At 48.2% G+C, this 24,595-nt stretch carries 26 protein-coding genes; 4 read left to right on the top strand and 22 right to left on the bottom strand.

Features of this window, described 5'->3' with window-relative positions; genetic code table 11:
- The first annotated feature begins 159 nt into the window (after window positions 1–159).
- Complete coding sequence (locus FCH32_RS01730) at window positions 160–738, top strand: DUF4755 domain-containing protein (protein ID WP_174360363.1); 579 nt, start codon at window positions 160–162, stop codon at window positions 736–738.
- Window positions 739–1,204: 466 nt separating this feature from the next.
- Here FCH32_RS01730 and FCH32_RS01725 read toward each other — a convergent pair whose 3' ends face one another.
- The 7 genes from FCH32_RS01725 to FCH32_RS01695 all read right to left on the bottom strand — a co-directional run bounded on the left by FCH32_RS01725 (window position 1,205) and on the right by FCH32_RS01695 (window position 7,763).
- On the bottom strand, window positions 1,205–1,621 hold the full coding sequence (locus FCH32_RS01725; protein ID WP_174360362.1) for a hypothetical protein: 417 nt from the start codon (window positions 1,619–1,621) through the stop codon (window positions 1,205–1,207).
- A 97-nt stretch (window positions 1,622–1,718) separates the two neighbouring features.
- Window positions 1,719–2,123: a hypothetical protein gene (locus FCH32_RS01720; protein ID WP_174360361.1), complete on the bottom strand. Its 405-nt coding sequence runs from the start codon at window positions 2,121–2,123 to the stop codon at window positions 1,719–1,721.
- Window positions 2,124–3,755, bottom strand: coding sequence for a DNA-binding protein (locus FCH32_RS01715; protein ID WP_174360360.1), 1,632 nt, complete (start codon window positions 3,753–3,755; stop codon window positions 2,124–2,126).
- Entirely contained in the window at window positions 3,752–5,065 is a 1,314-nt protein-coding gene (locus FCH32_RS01710) for a site-specific integrase (RefSeq protein ID WP_174360359.1), read from the bottom strand. The genes FCH32_RS01715 and FCH32_RS01710 overlap by 4 nt, the downstream gene beginning before the upstream one ends.
- A gap of 1 nt (window position 5,066) precedes the next feature.
- Window positions 5,067–6,272: a tyrosine-type recombinase/integrase gene (locus FCH32_RS01705; RefSeq protein WP_174360358.1), complete on the bottom strand. Its 1,206-nt coding sequence runs from the start codon at window positions 6,270–6,272 to the stop codon at window positions 5,067–5,069.
- A 332-nt stretch (window positions 6,273–6,604) separates the two neighbouring features.
- Window positions 6,605–6,811 (bottom strand): helix-turn-helix transcriptional regulator, encoded by a 207-nt coding sequence (locus FCH32_RS01700; protein WP_010616890.1) that lies wholly within the window; start codon window positions 6,809–6,811, stop codon window positions 6,605–6,607.
- 100 nt (window positions 6,812–6,911) lie between these two features.
- Entirely contained in the window at window positions 6,912–7,763 is an 852-nt protein-coding gene (locus FCH32_RS01695) for a DUF6387 family protein (protein WP_024258095.1), read from the bottom strand.
- Between the two features lie 577 nt (window positions 7,764–8,340).
- On the opposite strand from FCH32_RS01695, the gene FCH32_RS01690 reads away from it, so the two are divergent.
- The 3 genes from FCH32_RS01690 to narP all read left to right on the top strand — a co-directional run bounded on the left by FCH32_RS01690 (window position 8,341) and on the right by narP (window position 12,136).
- Entirely contained in the window at window positions 8,341–8,631 is a 291-nt protein-coding gene (locus FCH32_RS01690; protein WP_174360357.1) for a Bor family protein, read from the top strand.
- 322 nt (window positions 8,632–8,953) lie between these two features.
- On the top strand, window positions 8,954–11,218 hold the full coding sequence (locus tag FCH32_RS01685; protein WP_146716669.1) for a nitric-oxide reductase large subunit: 2,265 nt from the start codon (window positions 8,954–8,956) through the stop codon (window positions 11,216–11,218).
- A 270-nt stretch (window positions 11,219–11,488) separates the two neighbouring features.
- Entirely contained in the window at window positions 11,489–12,136 is a 648-nt protein-coding gene (gene narP, locus FCH32_RS01680; protein WP_115257955.1) for a nitrate/nitrite response regulator protein NarP, read from the top strand.
- Window positions 12,137–12,237: 101 nt separating this feature from the next.
- On the opposite strand, the gene FCH32_RS01675 is transcribed toward narP, so the two are convergent.
- The 15 genes from FCH32_RS01675 to napF form a co-directional block, all read right to left on the bottom strand.
- Window positions 12,238–13,287 (bottom strand): cytochrome c-type biogenesis protein CcmH, encoded by a 1,050-nt coding sequence (locus tag FCH32_RS01675; RefSeq protein ID WP_135911713.1) that lies wholly within the window; start codon window positions 13,285–13,287, stop codon window positions 12,238–12,240.
- Window positions 13,284–13,841, bottom strand: a complete 558-nt coding sequence (dsbE, locus tag FCH32_RS01670; RefSeq protein WP_096756440.1) for a thiol:disulfide interchange protein DsbE — start codon at window positions 13,839–13,841, stop codon at window positions 13,284–13,286. Before dsbE ends, FCH32_RS01675 begins: the two co-directional genes overlap by 4 nt.
- Window positions 13,838–15,793, bottom strand: a complete 1,956-nt coding sequence (locus tag FCH32_RS01665) for a heme lyase CcmF/NrfE family subunit (RefSeq protein WP_115257952.1) — start codon at window positions 15,791–15,793, stop codon at window positions 13,838–13,840. Before FCH32_RS01665 ends, dsbE begins: the two co-directional genes overlap by 4 nt.
- Complete coding sequence (ccmE, locus tag FCH32_RS01660) at window positions 15,790–16,269, bottom strand: cytochrome c maturation protein CcmE (RefSeq protein WP_096756438.1); 480 nt, start codon at window positions 16,267–16,269, stop codon at window positions 15,790–15,792. Before ccmE ends, FCH32_RS01665 begins: the two co-directional genes overlap by 4 nt.
- Entirely contained in the window at window positions 16,266–16,478 is a 213-nt protein-coding gene (gene ccmD / locus FCH32_RS01655; protein WP_096756437.1) for a heme exporter protein CcmD, read from the bottom strand. Before ccmD ends, ccmE begins: the two co-directional genes overlap by 4 nt.
- Complete coding sequence (locus FCH32_RS01650) at window positions 16,475–17,212, bottom strand: heme ABC transporter permease (RefSeq protein ID WP_174360356.1); 738 nt, start codon at window positions 17,210–17,212, stop codon at window positions 16,475–16,477. The genes ccmD and FCH32_RS01650 overlap by 4 nt, the downstream gene beginning before the upstream one ends.
- An 82-nt stretch (window positions 17,213–17,294) precedes the next feature.
- Window positions 17,295–17,954, bottom strand: coding sequence for a heme exporter protein CcmB (gene ccmB / locus FCH32_RS01645; protein WP_003027542.1), 660 nt, complete (start codon window positions 17,952–17,954; stop codon window positions 17,295–17,297).
- Window positions 17,951–18,577: a cytochrome c biogenesis heme-transporting ATPase CcmA gene (gene ccmA / locus FCH32_RS01640; RefSeq protein WP_096756435.1), complete on the bottom strand. Its 627-nt coding sequence runs from the start codon at window positions 18,575–18,577 to the stop codon at window positions 17,951–17,953. The genes ccmB and ccmA overlap by 4 nt, the downstream gene beginning before the upstream one ends.
- Window positions 18,578–18,590: 13 nt before the next feature.
- The gene (gene napC / locus FCH32_RS01635) at window positions 18,591–19,193 is read right to left on the bottom strand and encodes a cytochrome c-type protein NapC (protein ID WP_096756434.1); all 603 of its coding nucleotides are present in this window, start codon (window positions 19,191–19,193) and stop codon (window positions 18,591–18,593) included.
- 9 nt (window positions 19,194–19,202) lie between these two features.
- Window positions 19,203–19,652: a nitrate reductase cytochrome c-type subunit gene (gene napB / locus FCH32_RS01630; protein WP_096756433.1), complete on the bottom strand. Its 450-nt coding sequence runs from the start codon at window positions 19,650–19,652 to the stop codon at window positions 19,203–19,205.
- Entirely contained in the window at window positions 19,649–20,512 is an 864-nt protein-coding gene (napH, locus tag FCH32_RS01625) for a quinol dehydrogenase ferredoxin subunit NapH (protein ID WP_115257950.1), read from the bottom strand. Before napH ends, napB begins: the two co-directional genes overlap by 4 nt.
- Window positions 20,499–21,194, bottom strand: a complete 696-nt coding sequence (gene napG / locus FCH32_RS01620; RefSeq protein ID WP_174360355.1) for a ferredoxin-type protein NapG — start codon at window positions 21,192–21,194, stop codon at window positions 20,499–20,501. The genes napH and napG overlap by 14 nt, the downstream gene beginning before the upstream one ends.
- 6 nt (window positions 21,195–21,200) lie before the next feature.
- Window positions 21,201–23,687 (bottom strand): nitrate reductase catalytic subunit NapA, encoded by a 2,487-nt coding sequence (napA, locus tag FCH32_RS01615; protein ID WP_096756430.1) that lies wholly within the window; start codon window positions 23,685–23,687, stop codon window positions 21,201–21,203.
- On the bottom strand, window positions 23,684–23,947 hold the full coding sequence (napD, locus tag FCH32_RS01610) for a chaperone NapD (RefSeq protein ID WP_096756429.1): 264 nt from the start codon (window positions 23,945–23,947) through the stop codon (window positions 23,684–23,686). The genes napA and napD overlap by 4 nt, the downstream gene beginning before the upstream one ends.
- The gene (gene napF / locus FCH32_RS01605) at window positions 23,937–24,428 is read right to left on the bottom strand and encodes a ferredoxin-type protein NapF (RefSeq protein WP_096756428.1); all 492 of its coding nucleotides are present in this window, start codon (window positions 24,426–24,428) and stop codon (window positions 23,937–23,939) included. The genes napD and napF overlap by 11 nt, the downstream gene beginning before the upstream one ends.
- Window positions 24,429–24,595: the final 167 nt, after the last annotated feature.

Genomic DNA, 24,595 nt, shown 5'->3' with positions numbered 1-24,595 from the left:
ATGATAGCTATAGACTATCAAACTGCAAAATATCGATCGGTACAAATGATTTGATAACTTTACAGCTTTGTACAAAATGTACTTTGAAGGAACTATCGGCTAATAGACTGATTTTACTAGCCTATTTTTAATATCGTTCTATCATACAGGAAAAACCGTATGAAATTCTTCATGATGAAGCGTGTAATGCTGGCGATTGCACTCCCTGTACTTGTCGCTTATTTCGGAGGTGGTAAGGTCATGTCAGTTTATTGGGTGCCCCTGTTTTTTATCAGTGCGATGCTATGTGCAACAGCTTATGGCAAATATGTAGTCAGGAAAAACAATGATGCTACATTCAATTATCTGAATGAAAATAATGATGGGATCTATATTCATAAATTCAATGACTGCGAGATTCGGTTAGACAAAAATAAACAAGAAGTATTTCTTAAAAATAGCGCAGGAGCAAAAACCTATTCTTTTATTGATATCAAAGAATGGCGCTACAACATTACATACGGTGGTGAAGTTGCAGGTGCTGGTTTAAGTAGTATCAGAGAAAACGGTAAAACATTAGCTCAAAACATCGCTGATACAGGTCTCTTTATCCGTGTAAAAGACGTGCGTAAACCAGAATGGCATATCCGGTTCTATCCCCGTAATGATGCTTTCAATTCGAGTAATGGGTTAAATGATTTGAAGACGCAGCTCAACCAATGGATGGAGATCTTTGATCAGAATTTAAATGCTGCATAGAACACTTTTAATAAATGACTAAGCCTGTAGGCTGAATACAGGCTTTTCTCATTTTATAGTAATTAAATTTGACAACAGGAAAATGGTACGTCATAAGTTGAATAATATGGCTACCAGCTCGGGGCTGGTAGCCATATATCAGTAACCCTTTAGTAAGCCGGTTGGCTATACAAAAGGATGCTGATAAAAATCGCTATCCTTAGCAGGAACAGGAGATTATTGTTCATAATCCACCTCCTTTTTTATAATTGTTTTTTTAAGGTCTAATAGACCAAGTGTATAGTAGCAGTAAAAGCACCCTCATGGGTGCTTTTTTTGTTCATCTTAGGGTATGTAATTGAGAAGTGTGAAGGAATCCCGCTTTGCAGAGAACTTCTTGTTCATCTATCGATGATAGTCAAGCCACGTTTTTCGGTGGGGAAGATACGACATAGCTTTCAGGTTAAAAATTCAAAAGTTAAAAATACTATTTATGCCCATGACTTTTGTTATACTCGATGTCCCTTTTCCTCAAACTCATAGCCAACAGAAATCTATCATATTTTCTTTTTTCCGTTATAAAAACAGTTTCTGAATTAGCTTTGTTCTTCATTATGAAGTGAATGAGTAATCCACACATTCTTCTTATTTTATCCGCATCGATTACTCTTTTTTCAACATTATTAATAAAGCAGCAATAAGAGGTAAGCATAAAAGATAGAACAACATCTCTATTAGCCAATTCTATATTATCAATGTCATTTTTATACTTGATATAGAAACCTACACAGAAAAGGTAAGATTTGTCTATTATGTCTGACTCTGATAGTCCAGACTCTTCGAGCTTTTTAATGAAGCGTTCAAAGAGTATTAGAAAACGCTCCATGCTATTTAATTTTTCCATAATATGCATCCTTGCAATTTATTTGTAGTCATCCTGACAATTAAAGAAATATCATAATTATTAATCATGTCAATAGTTAAAACCTATCAGATTATATTTAAATATCTTTTACAGGTAAGGGTCTATTAAGCTCTTCAACTGTTATTTGCTTCAAATGAGAATTATAAAGCCATATCTTGAACTGCTCTAAATATCTATTATTTAATGCTATCAAAGCTTCGTTTTCAGTTTCGAGCCTTTTTATTCTTTGACAAGCGACTTCTAAATTGGCAGGCTTAATAGAACATGTTTTTTTAATACCAAGCTTGAGAATCTTCTTTTTTGAATTAAAACAATCCGAAACATTGACATGACTACTTAAAGATTGTCTTGAAGGTCTCTTACCAATAACCTTTACTAACTTGTCGCATAAAGCATCCCAGGTTAGCTTCTTATCTTTATTCCAGTTATTTATAACATTTGTTATGCGTTTTTCATCATAACCAGTAATATGTTTAGCCATTTATTCTCCTTTTATAATTTTATTTTGAAACTCATACCATTTTTCAGCATTGACATTCCCATCATTTTTATCATGATACGTTTTTTCAATAATTTTATTATGAATTACCAATAGTCGATCATCATCCTTTCCAGAGTCTTGTATTGGATAATAACCGCATACGTCAAAAGCATATGAGTGCTTGCAGTAACCATGCTTAGTAACGAGCACAGCTCCATCATTCAATGAATCGAAATCAGTTATGTCCATGATAGCTATTTCTTTTTTCCTATGGCTATTACTTGCCTCGATTGTCGTTTTTTCTCTTATGAGCTTAGTCATTTGTAAGTGTGATCGGTGATCATAAGAAACATTTTGAGAAATAAGCTTACGCCCGGACCATCGAGCGATGCAAAACTCATCCATGCCATTAATTTGAGAAAAAGTATTCAATAGATGCCTTAATTGATGAGTTCTAATAGAGTAGGGAATACCATCCTCATTGATATAGCCGTGTCTTTTGAACAGGTTTGTTGTGCCTTTAATACTTGCAACAGCATTAATATCCATTCTAAAAAACTCAGCCGTGGGTCTGAAAAAAGATGTAAAATCTTTTCTTGTCTTCTGACACAGTTGTCTGTCAAATAAAAGACATAAAGCATTTGAATATTTAATTCTTTTTTCTTCATCATACCAAGGAAAATTCTGAGGCTTTGTGATAATGAGTGCATACTTGGATGACTCAGTGCCTTGGCCTTCCATTGTTCTTGAGGCAAACCTTGCATGGTTGGACAGTTTTTTTAATCGAGCTATCGCCTTTTGAGCTATAGGGACCATTACTGTAGGAATCCATTTGATATCCCCAGCATAACCCTTTGCTGAAAAAAATCTTAAACCATATCGTTCATTGCCTTTGTCATCTTTTTCAGTAATCTCACAATCCGCTGGAAGACTTAAAATTTCTGAAATTCTTCCTGGAGCGCACATGAGTAGTGCAAGAACAGAAGTAGTGAAGATGTCCCTTGTAGACAATTGGCTTTCATCTTTTGAGAAAATCTCAGCAATAGCTATTACGGATTTTATGTCTGGTAGTTTTGAGTGTCCTTCGAGTGAAGGTTCATAACCTTTCCATCTCTGAGTTATTTTATGCCTTAACGGATTCACCCAGAAAAAGTATGATGAGGTCGTCATTCTGTTTCCAGTTAAGTATGAACATAGTTTCTCAAGTTCTTTACCAATTCCAACTGCTTGTTTTTTTGAATATTTGGCTGATGCTAACCTTGCACATTCATCAAATATGATGTTATTACACTTGATAATATTAGCTTCTCCGTATGATTTCAATAAAACAAACTCAATGATTTTCAACATTGACAAAGTATTTTGGTTTGACTTTGACTTGTTAAATGAGTGAATATGAAACATATAAGCTTTAGCGAAATCAATGAAACCACCATCTAATCTATCTTTGCTATTTCGATTATTGTTCATGTCAAATTTATTGAATCTATAAAATCTCTTCCAAACATTGCTTTCCCATGAAATCGCTAACTTCGAGTTGAAAATATTACTCTTACAAAATTCAATAAATTCATCAACATTTGAACTCGGATTATTAGCATTGGCTGGCTCGAATAGTATGATATTGGTCATTGGGAACTCCAGGCTCTAAAGTTTTTACAAGTGAAACATTCAATTTGGTCATTTTTATCATTAAAAAGTCCGAACGAATTTAAAACATATTCAGTAAAGAGCTTCTTGTTTTTTAACTGTTCTTCTCCAAGAAATATCTTTGATAACGGTTCAAAAAAAGAATTAAGCATCTTGTCTATATCATGAACATTGTCTGGACTATTTTTTACGTATATCCCTGATGAGTTTATAGATTTATGGTCTAATGCTTTAGCGATTACTTCAACTGATGCTCCTTCCTTTGCTAAACGAGTTCCCAACGTATATCTAAATCTTCTTGCATTAATACGTATATAGTCGTTATTTCTTGATGACCTAATGTTGAAATTAGTAGACAAATTATTTAGTTTGTTTGAGATAAAAGAATTCTTCATATGTAAAATATCAGTTATCATGATGGTATCTAAAATTTTATCAGAATGAATTGATAAAGATTTTTTAGTGTTCATGAATATGGGTAATTCATTTTTTAAATAACTAATATCCCTCTTGATCCTACCTTCGATATGTTTCTGGTTCAGATCAATCAAGGTTATAAGTTCCTCATACAGGCTATCGTCGATTCTCATCATGCTGAACTCACCTCTGTAGTTCTTCCTTTGTTTTACTTTCGGAATATTTAGAAAACAACCCTCTTCCGTTCTGATGAGATCTTTCGCTTTCAACGAAGTTAGCTGTAATGGCCTCCTTCCCGTTGTTGCTAATAGAATAATGTAGCAATAAATAAAAAGAGGGATTTTATCTTCTTTTAACAATTTTCTGATACTTTCAAGTATGATTTTCAGCTCTTCTTCTGTTAGTGGTCCACCATTCGGATCTCTTCGTTTAACGGCTTCCCCTGTTAAATTAGGTTTAATGGTTATTTTTTCCAGCATTCTTAGAGCTGAGTTATCTACTCCTTCATAACCGAGTTTTTTCCATTTACTAAGAAAGTTCTTTATTGAGTTTAGCTTATAGTTTTTCTCAGCGCCTAAGCTAACATTAAATTTATAAACCGCTTTGGAATTAATCATTTCAAGATCCATTAATCTTAGCCATTGGCTAAAGATGTGATTTATATTCTTTATGTAGCCTGCACTATATTCAGACGAAAAATATGCCAAGGTATTAAGATAACCAACACGCATCGACTCTGGCATTTTATCGGCAACCTTATGTGGGTAAACACGATTATTTATATCTAATTGCCATTTACTATCAGAAATCCTGAAGCTATACCCCTTCATCATTGAAAATAAATCATTATCTTTTTTTAATGTGCTTGTTTTCATTTCATACCTCCTTAGTTATTTTTCTTAAAGAGTCATAAACCCTTTCAATAACTTCCTTTTCTTTTATTGATATGTGTTTGAAGTTATAATTTTCTGACATCTTTGAATCTTTTGACCATCCCATGAGATAGCACCTCAACCCTGATTTTCGGCTGATGTCTAAATTCGAATCATCAATTTCATTTGAATAGAAATAGTTCCAGGAATGCCTCAGTTTATGACCTGATAAATTTTTTAATACCGGACTTGATTTTTTAATAGTCGAAATTATCTTTTCATATGCGGAAACAGATAAAGGTTCCCCTGTTGTTTTACATGAACTGTGTGTAACAAACAAGAAGTCATGCTTCTTCTTTTTGGTGTATTTATTTCTATAGTTATTTATGTAATCCAAAATCTCCATTGCTAACTCGTCCGACAATGGGATTTCCCTTTCACCAGTTTTGACTAAAGGTTGATTCAGCCTTCGATCCTCAATACAATCGTGTCTTCTGAAAATATTAAGTGTATAACCTCTGGGATTGAAATCATTAACTTTTAGATTTAATAGCTCTCCTGCTCTTAAACCACAATTCAATAGTAAGGTAAAAATGAGCCTGTTTCTCACCTGAACCTCCTTCTGGAAGGGATTTTGGCTTCCTTCGACTTCCAATAGCTTAAATAGTGTCTTTATTTGTTCTTCACTTAGAGATTTATCTTTTCTGTTATTCACGCTAAGTGATTTATTTCGCGGGAGATGTGCTCTAATACTTTCTATGAAACTCTCGACTTCATATCTAGCATGAATTCCCTTAATAGAATGAAGTAAACCGCACAGCCAATTAAGATAGCTCGAAAAAACATGAATCCTATAACTGAAAGTTCTTTTAGCAACCTGTTCCATTTTTATCACTCTTACATTCGTAATCTTTTGCTTATCGAATCTCTGCCTTGCATACCGTATCAAGTCATCTACTTCTGCTACACTTAAGAACCCCTTGATTTCAATCCTATCAATGATATTTATGTTCCTACTTTTCAAAAAATTGCTTAGTATAAGTAGGTTTGTTGCGACTATCTCTATCGTTGATGCGGTCGCACTTCTGTTTCTAACATTTGTTGTGAGATAAAGGTTTTGATAGTAAACTGGCAATTGTGTCTCCTTATCGAGAATCAAGCACCCTCTTTCACCATTACTCATCAAAAATTTTTTAATTTTATATGACATAAATAATTAATAGCCCTCCAAAAACTTTACATTCAATAATCACTACGACTTATCATTATTTTATCAATTTAAATTTTGCAAATTTTTTTGTTATATTTAGCTTTATTTATAATGAATTTAAATGCTTAAAAAAAATTCTTTCACGTGAAAGAAACAGGTACGGCTAGTTAAAGGTATCCATACCCGATATTAAGAAACCACCTTTAAATACCTATGACGTAAGCCCTGCCTGAAAAAATGTAAAGAATTACGTTAAATATAGGCTTAGTTAAGATATAAACTTTACAAATCTGAGAATTAATCTTCATAAATACGAAGGCTGTAATTTTATTTCAAGCGACATGCTTTCTTGAATTTTCAATAGTTAATTGAATCCACTCTTCCACTTCACTTTCAATGAAAGCAACTGCACGAGATCCAATTTTCACTGGTGATGGGAAACATCCTTTGCTGATTAGATGATAGATCCAGGCTTTACCATAACCGGTTCGATTGAGAACTTCAGGGAGGCGAATAAGACGGGTGTTGTGCTGATTCATAGTCGTTTCCTCTTCTTTCGTTTTGATGGAAACGACTATACGAATGAATCAGCGGGAAAGAGACAGAAGCTGGGAACGCCAGAGCTAATGGAGGTTGGCCTTAGTCAGAATCAGCGATTTTCATCACGTCTGAAACTCTGATGTTTTTGAGATGGCTGTTTTTGTTGATGAACAGATGAAACTGTCGGATGAAAGGTATACTGGCTGCTTTTATCGCCAGTGGTCTGTCTGTGTCCCGAATTTGGTGATTAAGTCGGGTCTGTTCTTCATCATCATCGTCGGTGTAAAGGAGGCGTGAAAGTCGATCTTCTGATATGCGAACCTTATGCAAGGTTGACCATACAAGGATGTCGATCATGGGTATCAATCTGTAGTTGATGAGTTTCTTAATCGTTCCATAACCGAAGCGGATAGCGTCCGTTGTATCTGCCTCGATACCTCTGACTTTACGCCATTGAGGTAGCGCTGCTTTGAGTGATTCAGCTATTTCCTCATCAGTTCCATTCGCAAGGTCAATTTCGACCATGACCGTATCCCTGAACAACTTGGGGAGAGCTTCTGATACAGGGCTATCGAGGAATTCACGGTTAACCGAATACTCATCACTCCCATCCCAAAAGAACAGTGAATTTCGCAGACCGTTGATGCTCAACTGTGCCAGTCGTTCGGTAGTTGTGAGAAAGAAGTGCGGTGGCTGGTAAAGGGTATCCTCTCTTGTGAGATAGCCGAGATGCTTTTCTGTGATGAGAAACGGTTTTCCAGTGAAGATCCTGTCGATGTAAAGCCTGACCGCTTCTGCTTCAAATTCCTCATGATACGGCTTAAAGAACAGTGTTCTTGCCAGTAGCTCATGGTAAAGCTGTATGAGCGGAAGCTCTTCAAACTTGCGATAGCTATCAACATCCAGCCATTTTTTAACTTCTTTGGTGTGTTCCGTTGACCAGTTTTTCATCATCCAGCCCGCCCCTTGAATCCATGTGGTGGCTTTAGCTTACTGCAACCCTTCAGTCAGGTGAAATTTTAGAGTAGCAGTGTTTTTCCTCCATCTAAGATGACTTTACCTTTTAGGCATACGCTTAGGCATACACTGATACAGTGCAATTAAAAAAATCAATTATAATCAATATATTATATTGTTTTATTTAATCCTCTCGTGCCGACCAAAATTCCCCAAAAAAACCAATCTTCTACGATTGGTTTTTTTATGTCTGCAATTTGCCGGGACTCAGCGCCCTCTTTCCTGGCCGGTGCCTGGCATAATTCACCCTGCTGACTTCTCTTCCAGCTGCTTGCATCTTTAATATCAACATTGTTTATTATTGCCGCTCATTAAAGTTGATATTTAATTAATGTTGTCAAACAGCAAATCGAGATTACAGTAATGACACAAATATTTTATTAATTTTTCACTTTAATAAACCCTGCTTAAACGTTAAGCATTTCATAGCAGAATGAATCGCTGGTCGGATATGTGCGAAATAAAATAAATAAGAACATGACATTTCTATCCTAACCCTACGATGGTAAAAATGAAAAAGTTAATGATGGCATTAGTGGCAACTGTAGCGTTATCAGGTTGTGCACAGCAAACCTTTAAAATAAATAACGGCATTGCCGAAAAACCGACCCAAGAGATCAAACAGAGCTTTTTTGTTCACGGCATAGGCCAGTCGCAAACTATTGATGCAGCACTTGTTTGTGGTGGTGCAGACAAAGTTATCCGTACCGAAGTACAGGAATCGGGAATGGATGTTTTCTTGCGTATTATTACTATCGGTATCTACACACCTCGTGAGGCGAGAGTGTATTGCGCTAAATAATACGATGAGCAGGTGTTCGATGGATACCTGCTTAGCAATAATGTCCCTGCCATTATTTAACACGATTGAAAAATAGTGACGTAATAACTGAATAATTTTTGTGTCGTTAAGAAACACATTTAACGCTATCTGTTGATAGTGACACTTCCGTACTCGCCCCATCGACTTACTTATAAATCAAAATCAACGCATAACCCTCTTTATACACACAAAGTTGTATTTAAAATACATGTTTATATGTGTAAAGATATGTCAGGGGAAAGTACCTTCCCCCTCCTGCGTCGCGATGGCTCAGGCTTTGTACAATAAAAAAGGTTAGGTTATGCATTACTCAAAGCGTTTATGGCTAACGCTTCTCGTTATCTGCCTGGCGTCCTTTGGCGTGCTTCTGTGGCTGGGCGGCGAGATTTATCAGCAGGCTCCGCCTATTCCGGCACAAGTTATCACGACGGATAGTGAGCAGGTTTTCACCGGGGAACAAATTCAGGATGGGCAAGAAGCCTGGTTTAAATCTGGCGGTCAACAGCTGGGTTCCGTTTGGGGCCATGGCAGCTACGTTGCGCCTGACTGGTCTGCGGACTGGCTGCACCGTGAAGCGCTTGCCTTACGCGACATCATCGCCGAGAAAAAATATCAGCAACCGTTCGATGCGCTAACGCAAGAACAACAGCTGGTTGCGGGCGGCCTGATGAAACAGGAGATGCGCCATAATAGCTATGACGCGCTGCGTAATGTCATCATTATTACACCGGAGCGCGCCAAAGCCATTCGTGAGGTTGCCGCGCATTATGACGGTCTGTTCAGCGACGCGCCTGATTTCCACGCGCTGCGCGTTGACTATGCGATGAAGGAAAATACACTTTCCTCTTCTCTGGACCGGCAGGATCTCGGCGCCTTCTTCTTCTGGAGCGCCTGGGCTGCCACCACCGAACGCCCAGGTGATACCATCACTTACACCAGCAACTGGCCGCATGAAGCGCTGGTGGGTAATACGCCAAGTGCCAGCTTAGGCATCTGGTCTATTGCCAGCGTCATTCTGCTGCTGGGCGGTATTGGTGCCCTGGTCTGGTACCATTTCCGTAACGAAGAAGACGAAACCATTGTCTCCCCGGCCAGCGATCCGCTGTTCCGGCTGACGCTGACACCGTCGATGCGCGCAACCACAAAATATTTTTACGTGGTTATCGCCCTGTTTATGGTGCAAATTTTCCTCGGTTCGATGACTGCGCACTACAGCGTGGAAGGCCAGGATTTCTTCGGCATCCCGCTATCGAAAATCTTACCGTACACCGTACTGCGTAGCTGGCACACCCAGCTGTCAGTTCTGTGGATTGCTACCGCGTGGCTGGCAACCGGTCTGTATATCGCCCCGCTGATTTCCGGCAAAGAACCCGCATTCCAGCGTCTGGGCGTTAATATTCTGTTTGTTGCGCTGCTGATTCTGGTGGTTGGTTCGCTGGGCTTCGGCTGGTTGGGTGCAATGGGCTATCTGGATGCCAAACAGAACTTCTATATTGGTGCCCAGGGTCTCGAGTTCACCAACATGGGACGCATGTGGCAGTGGCTGCTGTTTATCGGCCTGATGATTTGGCTGGTACTGGTGGGACGTGCATTATGGCCTGCCCTCACCCGTCCATCAGAAAACCGTGGTCTGATCATGCTGATGTTCCTGGCAGCCATTTGTATCGGCCTGTTCTACTCTACGTCCCTGATTTGGGGCTTTAAGACGCATTACGCCATTATTGAATACTGGCGCTGGTGGCTGGTTCACCTGTGGGTAGAAGGTTTCTTTGAAGTCTTCGCCACCGCCGTGATTGCGCTTATCTTCTGTCGTCTGGGTCTTATTCGTAGTAGCGCGGCGAACAAAGCAACACTGTTCTCGACCATCATCTTCCTGTTTGGTGGCATTCTGGGAACGCTGCACCACCTGTACTTCACCGGCGCGCCGATCTCCGTCATTGCCTGGGGTTCAATTTTCTCTGCACTGGAAGTGGTTCCGCTGTCGCTGGTGGGGATTGAAGCTGCACACAGTTACTCACTGGCACGTAAAGCACCGTGGGTACAGCGTTACCGTTGGATGATCTTCTTCTTCGTGGCCGTGGCATTCTGGAATATGGTCGGCGCTGGCCTGCTGGGCTTCGCCATCAACCCGCCGATTTCACTGTACTACGTGCAGGGTCTGAACCTGACGGCAGCGCATGCTCATGCCGCGCTGTTTGGCGTATACGGTATGCTCGGTATTGGTCTAATGTTGTTCTGTCTGCGTGGTCTGCTGCCGGACAACCATTGGGTTGATTCTCTGTTGAAATGGGCATTCTGGTTGATGAACATCGGCTTAACGTGGATGGTCTTTGTCTCGCTGCTGCCGGTAGGGATTTATCAGTCATGGGCCAGCATTGATAAGGGGCTGTGGTACGCGCGCTCTCCGGAAGTGATTCACTCGCATATCGTTGAAACACTGGTCTGGCTGCGTGTCCCGGGCGACATCATCTTCGGTATCGGTGGACTGCTGCTGGCGCTCTTTGCGCTGAAACTGCTTACCAAAGCCAACGCTAAATCGATGACGCTGGCAAACGAGAAAAACTAAGCGCCATTTTTAAGATGACGCTCAGCAATTAAAAGGCAACCGCAGCGCCAGTCGTTGCGGTTTTTTTATTTCGTCTCGCAAACCGGCAGCACCTTGATTCAAGTCATAAAGAGTATTCTTTGTAAAAATTCCAATGAGAGCTTTTTGAGTCAGGATATACTATTTGCACCTGTAAAAAGCAGGGTCACGTTGCCTTATCATCTGCGTGATAAATCAGGATTATCCCATGCCCCGAAATATAACGAAATTAAGAGTGCTCAGGAGAAGAAGATGCCTGAATTAACACCTTTTAAGGTGATGATCGTTGATGACCACCCACTCATGCGGCGAGGAATCAGTCAATTACTGCAGCTGGATAGCGCATTTGACGTGGTTGCCGAAGCAGGCGACGGCGCGAGTGCTATCGATCTGGCAAACCGGCTTGACCTGGATGTGATCCTGCTGGATCTCAATATGAAAGGTATGAGCGGACTGGATACCCTGAATGCGCTGCGCCGGGATGGCATCACAGCACAAATTATCATTCTTACCGTATCGGATTCCGCCAGCGATGTTTACGCCTTAATTGATGCTGGCGCTGACGGTTATTTGCTGAAAGACAGCGATCCGGAAGTGTTGCTCGAAGCTATTCGCAGCGGTGCGAAAGGCGGTAAAGCCTTCAGCGAACGCGTCAGCAACTACCTGCGTGAACGTGAGCTATTTGGCGCAGAAGAAGATCCGTTCAGCATGCTGACCGAACGCGAACTGGATGTATTACACGAACTGGCACAGGGGCTGTCAAACAAACAGATCGCGTCAGTGCTGAATATCTCCGAACAAACAGTAAAGGTGCATATTCGCAATCTGCTGCGCAAACTTAACGTGCGTTCTCGCGTTGCGGCTACCATCCTGTTTTTACAAACACGCGGCATGCAATAACCAGATATTGCCCGATGGCGCTACGCTTATCGGGCCTACAAGTTGCGTGCATCGGTAGGCCGGATAAGACGCTTTGCGTCGCCATCCGGCATCTTCCACGCTTATTTCTCCTGCGGCGACAGCTGTTCCAGCGCTTGTTTAATGCTGCGCTCAATCACCGAGCGGCGGGTATCGTTGGCAGGTAATAATTTCAGCATCATCTCCCACGCGGCGACCGCTTCACCGAAGCGCTGCTGCTCAAACGCATTAAACGCATACATACTCAGCACACGGACGTTGGCATGATCGCTTCTGACTAGCTGGCGCAGCAGTTCTCCTCCCCGGCGGTTATCGTCCGGATCGGAGGAACGGGTCAACGCTTCCGCATAACCCAGCGCGGCATCGCTATTTTTCGGATCCAGCCGGTAAGCGTTAGCGTAGGCTTCGGTCGCCGTACTGGCATTGCCTAATACCATGCCAATACGCCCGAGCATGATCCAGCCTTCAACGTTTCCGGCGTCAGATTGCAGCCGCGTACGCAGCCCCAGCGCCAGGCGCGTCATATCCTCTTCATTCAGCGGCTCGGCTTTCGGATCCAACGCGCGTTCCAGCAACCCCGGAGCCTGGGCGGTGGCCTGCTGCCAAACTTTTACCTGCTTATAATTACCGGTGTAGTAATAGCTCACCGCACCCACCACAAGCGCCACCACCACGCCAGGTGCAAACAGCCACCATCCACCCCGCGTGCCATCCGGTGTGGTATCGTCAGGAAATTCTTCCTGCTTCAGGCGAACGCGACGACGAGAACGGGCGAAGATAATCCAGCCTCCCAGACCAATCGCCACCAGCGGCATCACCCACAGCAGTACGGTCAGTGGTGTCAGCGGCGGATCGTAGGTCACGAAGTTGCCATAACGCGCCACCATGTAATCGACGATCTCTTTCTGGCTTTTCCCTTCTTGCATCAGCTCATACACTTTCTGACGCAGGTCGGTGGCAATCATCGAGTTTGAATCAGCAATGCTGTTGTTCTGACATTTTGGACAACGCAGCTGCTCGGTAAGCTGGCGGAACTGCTGCTCCTGCGCTTCGTCCTTGAACTGCATCACATCGATAGTGGCCAACGCCGAACCTGAGACAATCAGCATCAGCACGCCCAGTAAAAACCTCATTGCGCGGCCTCCTTACTGTACTTATCCCACAACGGTTTGAGCTCGCTCTCCCACACCCTGGCGTTTAAATCGCCGGCATGGCGGTAACGAATAATGCCTTTACCGTCGATCAGGAACGTTTCCGGCGCGCCGTACACCCCCAGATCCAGACCCAGCATCCCGTCGCCGTCAAACAGGCTCAGCGCATACGGATTACCCAGCTCTTTCAGCCAGACGATAGCTTTCTGGCGATCGTCTTTGTAGTTCAGACCCACAACCCGAATGCCCTGCGCTGAAAGCTGGTTCAGATACTGATGTTCAGCGCGACAGGTCGGACACCAGGTCGCCCAGACGTTAAGCAATACCGGCTTGCCCTGCGTAAGCACATCGGCCTGATAATGCTGACCCGGGTTCTCCAGCGACTCCAGACGGAATGTCGGTACCGGTTTACCGATCAGCGCCGACTCCAGATTTGTAGGATCGTCGCCCTGCGCGTTACGTGCCAGCTGCCACAGCAACGCTGCGGCAATCACGAGAAAAATAATAAACGGAATTAACAGTGCGTTGCGCTTCATACAGCCTCCGGCGCTTTTTCTTGCCCGGCAGTGCGGGGACGCGTGCGCTGGCGATAGCGCGGATCAAACAGGCAGAACAATCCGCCCAGCGCCATCAGTAACCCTCCGGCCCAAATCCAGCGAATAAACGGTTTGTAATACAGACGCACGGCCCATGCGCCGTTGTCCAGCTCCTCGCCCAGCGCCGCGTACAGGTCACGGGTAAATCCGCCGTCAATGGCCGCCTCGGTCATCATCGAGCTGGTGCTGTTATAAAAGCGTTTTTCCGCATGCAGCGTCGCTTCCGGTTTGCCGTCACGCGTGACGCCAATAATCGCGACACCGCCGCGATAGTTAGGACCGGTGATATCTTTCACTTCACGGAAGGTGAACTGGTAATCATGAATGCCGACACTATCGCCCGCCTTCATACGCACATCGCGTTCAACGCTGTAGTTCTGGCTAAACGCAATACCGACGATAGTGACGGCAAGCCCTACGTGACCCGACACCATACCCCAGTAACTCGGCGTCAGCTTCGTGCCGCGTGAAATACGCAGAAATGCCTCAGACATGGCCAGCACAAATATCCAGCAGGCCATTGCCATGCCGACGACGGTCATCGCGGCAATGCGATCCTCAAACAACCACGGCAGCAGCACGGACATTACCAGCGTGGTGACAAAAGCGATAATCAGCAACGTTTTTAGTTTGCGCGGTCGGTCGCGTCCCCAGCGCACCAGCGGTCCAATCCCCAGCAACAGCGCGAACGGTGCCATCAGCCAGGTGAACATTGTATTAAAGAACGGCTCACCAATCGAAATACTGCCCAGCCCCAGCTGTTTATGCACCAGCGGCAGCAGCGTGCCCAGCAGGACTACCAGCATGGCGGCAATCAGCAAAACGTTGTTCCCCAGCAGCAGCGATTCACGCGACCACAGTGCGTTATTGACCCGCGAGCGAACCTTATGCCCACGTACCGCAAACAGCAGCAGTGAACCACCAATCACCAGCACCATAAAGGCCAGGATAAACATCCCGCGCGACGGATCGGAGGCGAAGGCATGTACCGACACCAGCACGCCCGAGCGCACGAGGAACGTCCCCAACAGGCACAGTGAGAACGCGCAGATCGACAGCAGTAACGTCCAGGCCTTAAAGCTGGCGCGTTGCTCCGTAACGGCCAGGGAGTGCATCAGCGCCGTCCCCACCAGCCACGGCATAAACGAGGCGTTCTCTACCGGATCCCAGAACCACCAGCCGCCCCAGCCCAACTCGTAGTAAGCCCAGGCCGAACCGAGCACAATACCCAGCGTCAGAAACACCCACGCCGCCAGCGTCCACGGGCGTGAAAAACGGGCAAAGGTGCTGTCCAGACGCCCGCTCATCAGCGCTGCAATGGCAAAAGCAAAGGCAACGGAGAAGCCGACATAGCCCATATACAGCAGCGGTGGGTGGAAAATAAGTCCCGGATCCTGCAACAGCGGGTTCAGATCGCGCCCTTCTATCGGGAAGTCCGGCAGCGTGCGGGAAAACGGGTTGGAGGTAAACAGAATAAACAGCAGGAAGCCGACGCTAACCATCCCCATCACCGCCAGCACACGGGCGACGATATCCAGCGGCATACGCTGACTAAACAGCGCCACGGCAAAGGTCCAGCCGCTCATCAGCAGCACCCACAGCAGCAGCGAGCCTTCATGCGCGCCCCACGTGGCCGCCACACGATACCAGACCGGAAGCTGGGTATTGGAGTTACTGGCGACGTAGGTCACGGTAAAGTCATTGACCACAAAGGCGTTAATCAACACCAAAAACGCGCCCATCACACAGATAAACAACAGCCAGGCAAAGGGCCGCGCAGAGGCCATCATCCGTACATCGCCGCGCGCAACGCCCCACAGCGGATAAACCGAGAGCAGCAATGCGACGCCAAGCGCCAGGCACAGCAGCCCGTTGCCAATTTCAGGCATCATGACGTTTTATCCTTATACACACTTTCCGGGCGACGATGGTTTTCCTGCATCGCTTTTTCGACTTCCGGCGGGGTGTAATTCTCATCATGTTTGGCGAGAACTTCTTTTGCCTGAACATGATTCCCCTCGCCCAGCTCACCCTGAACAACGACGCCCTGCCCTTCACGGAACAGATCCGGCAGGATGCCTTCATACGTCACATCCACCACGCCTTCGGCGTCATAGATGCTGAAATTCACCTTCAGCGATTGCGGGTCACGCTTTACACTGCCCGGCATGACCATGCCACCCACGCGCAGACGTTGGCCGACTTCTGGCATCTGCTGGGTTTCACGCTTGCCGTAGAGGATTTCGCCCGGCGTATAGAACAAGTCGATATTGGAACGCAGCGCGTAAAGCACCAGCGTGATGGTCAATGCCAGGCCCGCCAGTACCGCACAGGCTATCCATAGCCGATTTTTACGTCGAATATTCACGCCGCCTCCCGTTGTACTTGCGCCGCACGCATGCGGGCTTCTCTTGCCCGCTGCTGCGCCACGCCGCGTAAAATCGCGCGGTGCTGTAGCGCGGAATGTAGTACCAGCACCGTCAGCGGGATAACGCTCATCGCCACGGCCAGCCAGACATACAAGGCGTAACCGCCCATGGCGAAAAAATCACTCCAGGATGCAAATGCAGGGGTCATTGGCGGCCTCTTTTTAAGATCAGTTCACTCACCCACGGGCGGCGTTTTTCCATCAACAAAATCAGGTTACGCATGCGCATCAGCGTCAGCGTGACAAACAGTAACAGGTAACCGACGATCGCCAGACGCAGCGGCGCGCGCATAGCCGGGTCGATACTTTGCTGCATACGGGTTGACCCCTGGTGCAGCGTATTCCACCACTCTACCGAGTAGTGAATGATCGGTAAGTTCACCACGCCAATCAGCACCAGAATCCCCGCGGCACGCCCTGCTACACGGCGGTCATCAAATGCGTGCCACAGCGCAATCGCGCCAACGTAGAGAAACAGCAGCACCAGTTCAGAGGTGAGTCTGGCATCCCACACCCACCAGGTTCCCCACATCGGTTTACCCCATGCAGAACCGGTCACCAGGGCAATAAAGGTAAACACCGCACCAATGGGCGCCATCGCCGCCAGCGCCAGGTTGGCCATTTTCATCTGCCAGACCAGGCCGATAAACGCGGCAACCGCCATTGAGGCGTAAATGCCCATCGACCAGATTGCCGCCGGGACGTGCAGGTAGATGATGCGATAACTCTGTCCCTGCTGATAATCCGCGGGTGCAAAGCCAAATCCCCAGATCCAGCCCGTTACCAGTACCACTGCGCTGGCAATGGCCAGCCACGGGATAAACCAGCCACAGATCTGATAGAGCCGTGGGGGCATCGCCAGTTGATGAAGTGTTTTCCACATAGTTCAGTCACCAGACTCAAGCAAAACAAATGAAATTACCTTGGTGCCAGATGGTCGCGCTTGCGCCTTATCCGGCCTACAGTTACTGCACGCTAATACGTAGCGCCGCCGCTGTCGCAAACGGACTTAACGTTGCGCTGCCAACCAACAGTGCGCCCAGAATCGCCATGTAGCCTTCAACGGGTAAGTGCATTGAGGCAGCATCCATCGCGGCGGTAGCAAAAATCAGTAATGGAATCGTGAGCGGTAGCACCAGTACACTTAACAATACGCCGCCACGCTTTAATCCCACCGTTAACCCCACGCCCGGTGCCCCGAGAAAACCCAGTGTTGGCGTGCCGAGCAGCAGGGTTAGCGCCATAATTTTCCACCCGTACATATCCATGCCCAGCAGCAACGCCACCAACGGCGAGAGGATCAGCAGCGGCAGGCCAGTCACTACCCAATGCGCCATCACCTTCGCCAGCACCACAGCCGGTAACGGTAACGGCAACAGCATCAGCTGCTCAAGGCTACCGTCCTGCAGGTCATCACGGAATAAGCGTTCCAGCGCCAGCAACGACGCCAGTAATGCCGCCACCCAGATAATCCCCGGCGCAATGCGCGCCAGCAGCTGTGGCTCTGGGCCAATGCTCAGCGGGAATAACGTAATCACAATCAGGAAGAACCATAACGGATTGGCGATCTCCGCACTATGACGAAACGCAACCCGCAGTTCTAAACGGAAAATTCGCCACATCATTGTGCTGTCCTCTCGCGGGTCAGCGCGATGCGCCGCACTTTATTGGTTTCTACATTGAGAGGTTGGTGAGTCGTCAGAATAACAACTCCGCCCTGCTCCGTATGCTGTGCCATACGTTGGGTGAGACGCTCAACGCCATTAACATCAATCGCGGTGAACGGTTCATCGAGGATCCACAGTCGGGCACGGGTTAGCCACAGGCGAGCCAGCGCAACACGACGCTGCTGCCCGGCGGAGAGCTGATTGACCGGAATATCTTCATATCCGGCAAGACCTGCCTGTGCCAGCGCCTCCAGACACTGGGCGATATCGCCATCATGATGGAAAAACCGCAGATTCTCCAACGCCGAAAGCCGGGTTTTTATCCCCGGCTGATGTCCGATCCACAGCAGTTCCTGATGGAAATTGTCCCGCACCTGATGCAGCGGTTGACCTTGCCAGAGAACGTCTCCGGCATCAGGACGAGCCAGCCCGGTAAGCAACCGCAACAGGGTCGTTTTCCCCGCACCGTTACTTCCGGTAATTTGCACCCATTCCCCTGCGTTAACGCGAAATGACAGCTCGCTAAACAGTATTCTGTCATCTCGCTCACAGAGCAGTTCTCTGGCTTCAAGCATCCTGATTATTTACATCCTGTTAAAAGCCCGGTTTGACTTCGCGCATATCAGGCAGCTTGTGTGCAATCCCTTTATGACAGTCAATACACGTTTGCCCTTCTTTTACGGCCTGGTCATGCATTTTAGCCGCCACGCCTTTCTGGGCAGTTAAATCCATAAACTCGAAGTTGTGGCAGTTACGACACTCTTGCGAATTATTGTCTTTCATACGCCGCCATTCATTTTGCGCCATCGTCAGACGATGGTCTTCAAATTTTTGCGGTGTATCTATCAACCCCAGTGCTTTCGCGTACAGTTCTTTGCTGGCCTTGATTTTACGGATCATTTTCGGGCCCCACTCGTGCGGGACGTGGCAATCAGGACACGTAGCTCGTACACCACTGCGGTTGTTGTAGTGTACGGTTTCCATGTATTCCTGGTATACCGTGTTGCGCATTTCGTGACAGCTAATGCAGAACTCTTCCGTATTGGCCTTTTCCATACCGGTATTAAAGCCGCCCCAGAAAATAATGCCGCCCACAAAGCCGATTAACAACAGCGTGCCGAGCGCCAGACGGCTGGGGCGACGCCACCATTGCCAGACGCGCTTAATCCAGCCTGGTTTACGGTTAGAATTTTCCATAATGACCTCTTATTTCCCGTAACCTTTCGAGGGGGTGAAGGTATTTTCGACAATCGGTGCAGCATCCGCCTGCGGGACATGGCACTGCAGACAGAAATAGCGACGCGGCGCGACTTCCGCCAGTACTTTGCCATCGCTATCCATAAAGTGCGTCGGGCTAATGCGCGGCGCGCCGGTGGTGCGATAGCTTTCGACGCCGTGGCATTGCAGGCAGCGGTTGGTGTTGGTCGTTACCTGGTAACCGTCAACGCTGTGCGGGACCATCGGCGGCTGGTTAACATAGTTCAGCGGCATACGCTCCTGCTCTTTCGGCATGCGAATCGCCCCTTCCTGGGTCCCCGAGACTTCCGGTGACTGGCTCAGATCCACTCCGTTTGCAGCCCAAACGGCCCCACTCACTACCAGGGCCAGCGCGGCCGCCATTTGACTCAGCGCTTTAATCAGGTCATGGCTTTTCATGATTTCGCTCCCGAACTCCATCGTGTTGTTATTGTAAAAACATCCTCAGAACAGACATCCACACAGCGACCGCAACCCATGCAATCGCGACTGGTTACCTGCACCGGACTTTGCTCATCCAGCACCGGGGCACGTAGCACATGCGGTTCCGGGCAAACATGAAAACAATCCATACAGCGGTTACATCTCTCGCGTTCTTTTGCTGACACGGTTAACACCCCTTTGCTTCCCAGCACGCTATACAGCGCGCCTAATGGGCAAAGGTGCCCGCACCAGCCATGCTCAACAACCAGTAAATCAAATAAAAACAGTGCAATAATCAGCAGGATACCGCTACCGAATCCCATTACCAGGCTACGTCCCAGCAAAGAGACCGGGTTTATCCATTCCCACAGCAGCGTACCGGTCAGCGCGGATCCCACCAGGATAACGACCAGCAGGACGTACCGTATATGGCGCGGAATAGTCGCAGACTGATTCAGGTCAAACCTTCTGCGTAATACACTTGCCAAATCAGTGACCGGGTTCATTGGGCAGACCCAGCTGCAAAACAACCGCTTACCGGCCAGGGCATACAGCCCCGTAATAAGTGCAGCACCGATTAACGCTACGGTCGCAGGCAGATGTCCACTGGCGAGGCTTTGCAGCGTAATCAGCGGATCGGTGAATGGGATGGTATCCAGCAACAGGCTGCTGCTGTAATTGCCATGCAGGATCCACACCCCTAACCACGGGCCGCTGAGAAACATTGCCAGCACCAAAAACTGCGTCAGACGACGCAGCACCAGCCAACGGTGGCTGCGCCACCAGCCTTTTTTCTCCCGCGCTTCACGCCCGGCATCACGTTTACGATTTGCCATTGTTCCCCTCCAGCCAACCGAAGCGGTAATGGTGTCCCAACTCCCCTTTCGCCAGCGACAGCGGCAGCACTTTTATTGCCGGCTGTTCCAGCACGCAGACCTTTTCACATTTACCGCATCCAGTGCAGGCATCGCTGTGTACGGTCGGAATAAACCGCGCGTGCTTACCGGTGCGCATATTGCGATCCAGTTCCAGGGTGATGGCCTCGTCTATCTTTGGGCATTCGCGATAACAGACATCGCAGCGCAGCCCTTGATAGTTGAGGCAGTTCTCGTGATCCAGCAGTACCGCCAGTCCCATGCGTGAATCGTCAATGGATTCGATCTCCTTGTCCAACGCGCCGCTTGGGCAGACTTTGGCGCACGGGATGTCTTCACACATTTCGCAGGGAATGTCGCGCGCGACAAAATACGGCGTCCCCGCTGCCAGCCCGGAGGCCAGCGTCGCCAGTTTCAGCGTGTCGTACGGGCAAGCCTGAACGCACTGTCCACAGCGCACGCAGGCGCTGGCAAAGGCGTCTTCAGCCAATGCCCCTGGCGGGCGCAACCGCACGCCGGTTGCACGTGCAGTTTGCTGTTGCAACCCCAGCACCACGCCAACGGCGGCCAGCCCGCCCGCTGCGCGAACCATATCGCGCAGAAAGCGGCGGCGGCCATTTTGGGGTTTTGCTGACCGGGACATAACGCGTTACACCTTCGCCAGCTTCACGGCACACTTCTTGAAATCCGTCTCTTTAGAGAGCGGATCCGTCGCATCCAGCGTCAGGTTGTTCACCAGCTGTGCGGCGTCGAAGAACGGCATGTACACCAGCCCCTGCGGTGGACGGTTACGACCGCGGGTTTCAACAATCGAAATCACTTCGCCACGACGGGAAACCACTTTCACCTTGTCGCCACGACGCAGATCGCGGGCTTTCGCATCCAGCGGATGAATAAACAGGACGGCTTCCGGGAAGGCGCGGTGCAGTTCAGGCACGCGGCGCGTCATGCTACCGGTGTGCCAGTGCTCCAGCACGCGACCGGTGGAGAGCCACAGGTCATACTCTTTATCCGGTGCTTCTGCGGCGGGTTCAAACGGCAGCGCGAAGATGACCGCTTTGCCATCCGGCTTGCCGTAGAACTTGTAGCTTTCGCCCACCTTCACGTAAGGGTCGTTACCTTCGCTGTAGCGCCACTGGGTCTCTTTACCGTCGACCACCGGCCAGCGTAAACCGCGCGCTTTGTGGTAATCGTCAAATGGCGCCAGATCGTGACCATGACCGCGACCAAACCAGGCGTACTCTTCGAACAGCCCTTTTTGCAGATAGAAGCCCAGTTCGCGGGATTCATCGTTCAGCTGATCGTCAGCCAGTTCCGTCAGCGGGAATTTCGTCACCGCAGGCGTGGCGAACAGGACGTCGTACAGCGTTTTACCGCGCAGCTCCGGTTTCTGTGCCAGCAGTTCCTCCGGCCAGACCTCTTCGGTTTTGAAACGACGGGCAAACTGCACCATTTGCCACAGGTCAGACTTCGCTTCACCCGGCGCTTTAATTTGCTGACGCCAGAACTGAGTACGACGCTCGGCGTTACCGTAGGCCCCTTCTTTTTCTACCCACATTGCGGTCGGCAGGATCAGGTCGGCGGCCAGAGCGCTGACAGTCGGATACGGATCGGACACGATGATAAAGTTGCGCGGATCGCGCCAACCCGGCATACGCTCTTCGTTGATGTTCGGCCCGGCCTGCATGTTGTTGTTACACATCACCCAGTAGACATTCAGCTTGCCGTCTTTCAGCGCACGGTCCTGCGCCACAGCGTGCAGACCGACTTTCGCCGGGATGGTGCCGGTCGGAAGATTCCAGTGTTTTTCACAGATATCGCGGTGCTTCTCGTTAGTCACCACCATGTCCGCAGGCAGACGGTGAGAGAACGTCCCCACTTCACGGGCGGTACCACAGGCGGAAGGCTGACCGGTCAGCGAGAACGGTCCGCAGCCAGGCTGAGAGATTTTGCCGGTTAGCAGATGCAGGTTATAGACCAGGTTATTGGCCCATACGCCGCGAGTATGCTGGTTAAAGCCCATCGTCCAGTAGGAGATAACTTTCTTCTTCGGATCGGCATACAGTTGCGCCAGCTGTTCCAGCTGATCTTTCGGCACGCCGGTCATTTCTGCGGTTTTATCCAGCGTATAGTCCGCAACAAACGCCTTGTACTCTTCGAAGCTGATCGGCTCAGACGCATCGGAACCTGGGTTTTTCGCGGCTTTTTCCAGCGGATGCGTTGGGCGTAAGCCGTAGCCAATATCCGTCGCACCTTTGCGCAGGTTAACGTGTTTGCTGAAGAAATCCTGGTTTATCGCATTGTTTTGAATGATATAGTTGGCGATGTAGTTGAGGATCACCAGGTCGCTTTGCGGCGTGAAGACCATGCCGTTATCTGCCAGCTCAAAGCTACGATGCTGATAGGTAGAGAGAACCGCAACGTTGACGTTGGGATCGGACAGACGACGGTTAGTGATGCGCGACCACAGAATTGGGTGCATCTCCGCCATATTCGCGCCCCACAGCACGAACGCATCCGCATGTTCGATATCGTCATAGCAGCCCATCGGCTCATCCATACCAAAGGTACGCATAAAGCCCACCACCGCCGACGCCATGCAGTGACGCGCGTTCGGGTCGATATTGTTGGTACGGAAACCGGCTTTGAACAGCTTCGCGGCGGCGTAGCCTTCCCAGATGGTCCACTGACCGGAACCAAACATGCCGATGGCATCAGGTCCTTTCTCTTTCAGCGACGTTTTGAATTTTTCTTCCATCACATCAAAGGCCTGATCCCAGCTAATCGGGGTGAACTCGCCTTCTTTGTGATATTTCCCGTCCTTCATGCGCAGCATTGGCTGCGTTAAACGGTCTTTTCCGTACATGATTTTGGGTAGGAAATACCCTTTAATACAGTTAAGTCCACGGTTAACCGGCGCTTCCGGGTCACCCTGGCATGCCACAACACGGCCTTGCTGGGTGCCAACCAATACGCCACAGCCAGTACCGCAAAAACGGCACGGGGCTTTGTCCCATTTGATTGCTTCTTGCTGACCGACTACCGCGCGGGCAACGCCCGGCACGCTTAACCCGGCAGCCGCCGCAGCGGCCGCAACGGCGTTAGCTTTCATAAAGCTACGACGACTGAGTTTCATGGTGTTTCCTCACCTTGCTCATCCTGCTGGTGATAAACCAGCGACACCGCCAGTACGCCCGCAACGTTGCGCACTGACTCAATTGTTTTCATTAGTGTTTCACTGTGTTCTGCTTCTACCACCACAATCAGTTGGCCGCTTTCCACATCGCTGAGTGCAACTTCACAACCTGGAAATGTACGTAACTGCGTAGCGATATCGTTGATGTGCTGACTTTTGGCCTGAACGACCAGGCTGCAAACCTGCCAGTTAGTGTCCATGGTGGTACTCCGCATTAATGGCTGATACCGGACAGGTCGCGACACACGCACCACATCCGCTACAGGCTTGATTGTCGAGCTGTGGCTGATATATACCGGACAGCGTGGGGCGAAAGGTAATGGCCATGGGTTCACAGCTATCCTGACAGCGATGGCACTCTACAGATTGATTGGCGAGACAGTTTTCACCGATCGTAACATTCAGATCCCAGGCCCTGGTGTGGCGCGGAAGAAAGAGTGATTCGGGACAGGCCTCTGCGCAGGCGTAACAAAAGCTGCACTCGCCGTGTTTGAAATTTACGCTCGGAAAACCGCCCTGGCCTCGCTGCAGGATGCCGGTTTCACACGCCTGGACGCAGGCGTCACAACGCAGGCAATGCGCCAGAAAGTGAGATTCTTCCATGCTCCACGGCGGACGGATCCCCGTACTGGCGTTACGCCAGCTACCTGTCAACATGCCTCGACGGGATAAATCAACCATGACATTGTCCTTCCATAAATGACGCTCTCCCTGAGCGGGTTGAACGACAATAAGTAACCGCACTATTTATGAGTAGTTATTTTTAACAGTAAGATATTTCAGGATGTGTTAGAGGTGCATACCCCAATCGGGGTAAATGCTGTTGCCGGATCAAAAGAGTGTAGGGT

The sequence above is a fragment of the Citrobacter gillenii genome (genome assembly GCF_013337685.1).
Classification (GTDB): Bacteria; Pseudomonadota; Gammaproteobacteria; order Enterobacterales; family Enterobacteriaceae; genus Citrobacter; species Citrobacter gillenii.
The sequence above is the reverse complement of the archived record's forward strand: the minus strand, read 5'-3'. Positions and strand labels throughout refer to the sequence as shown.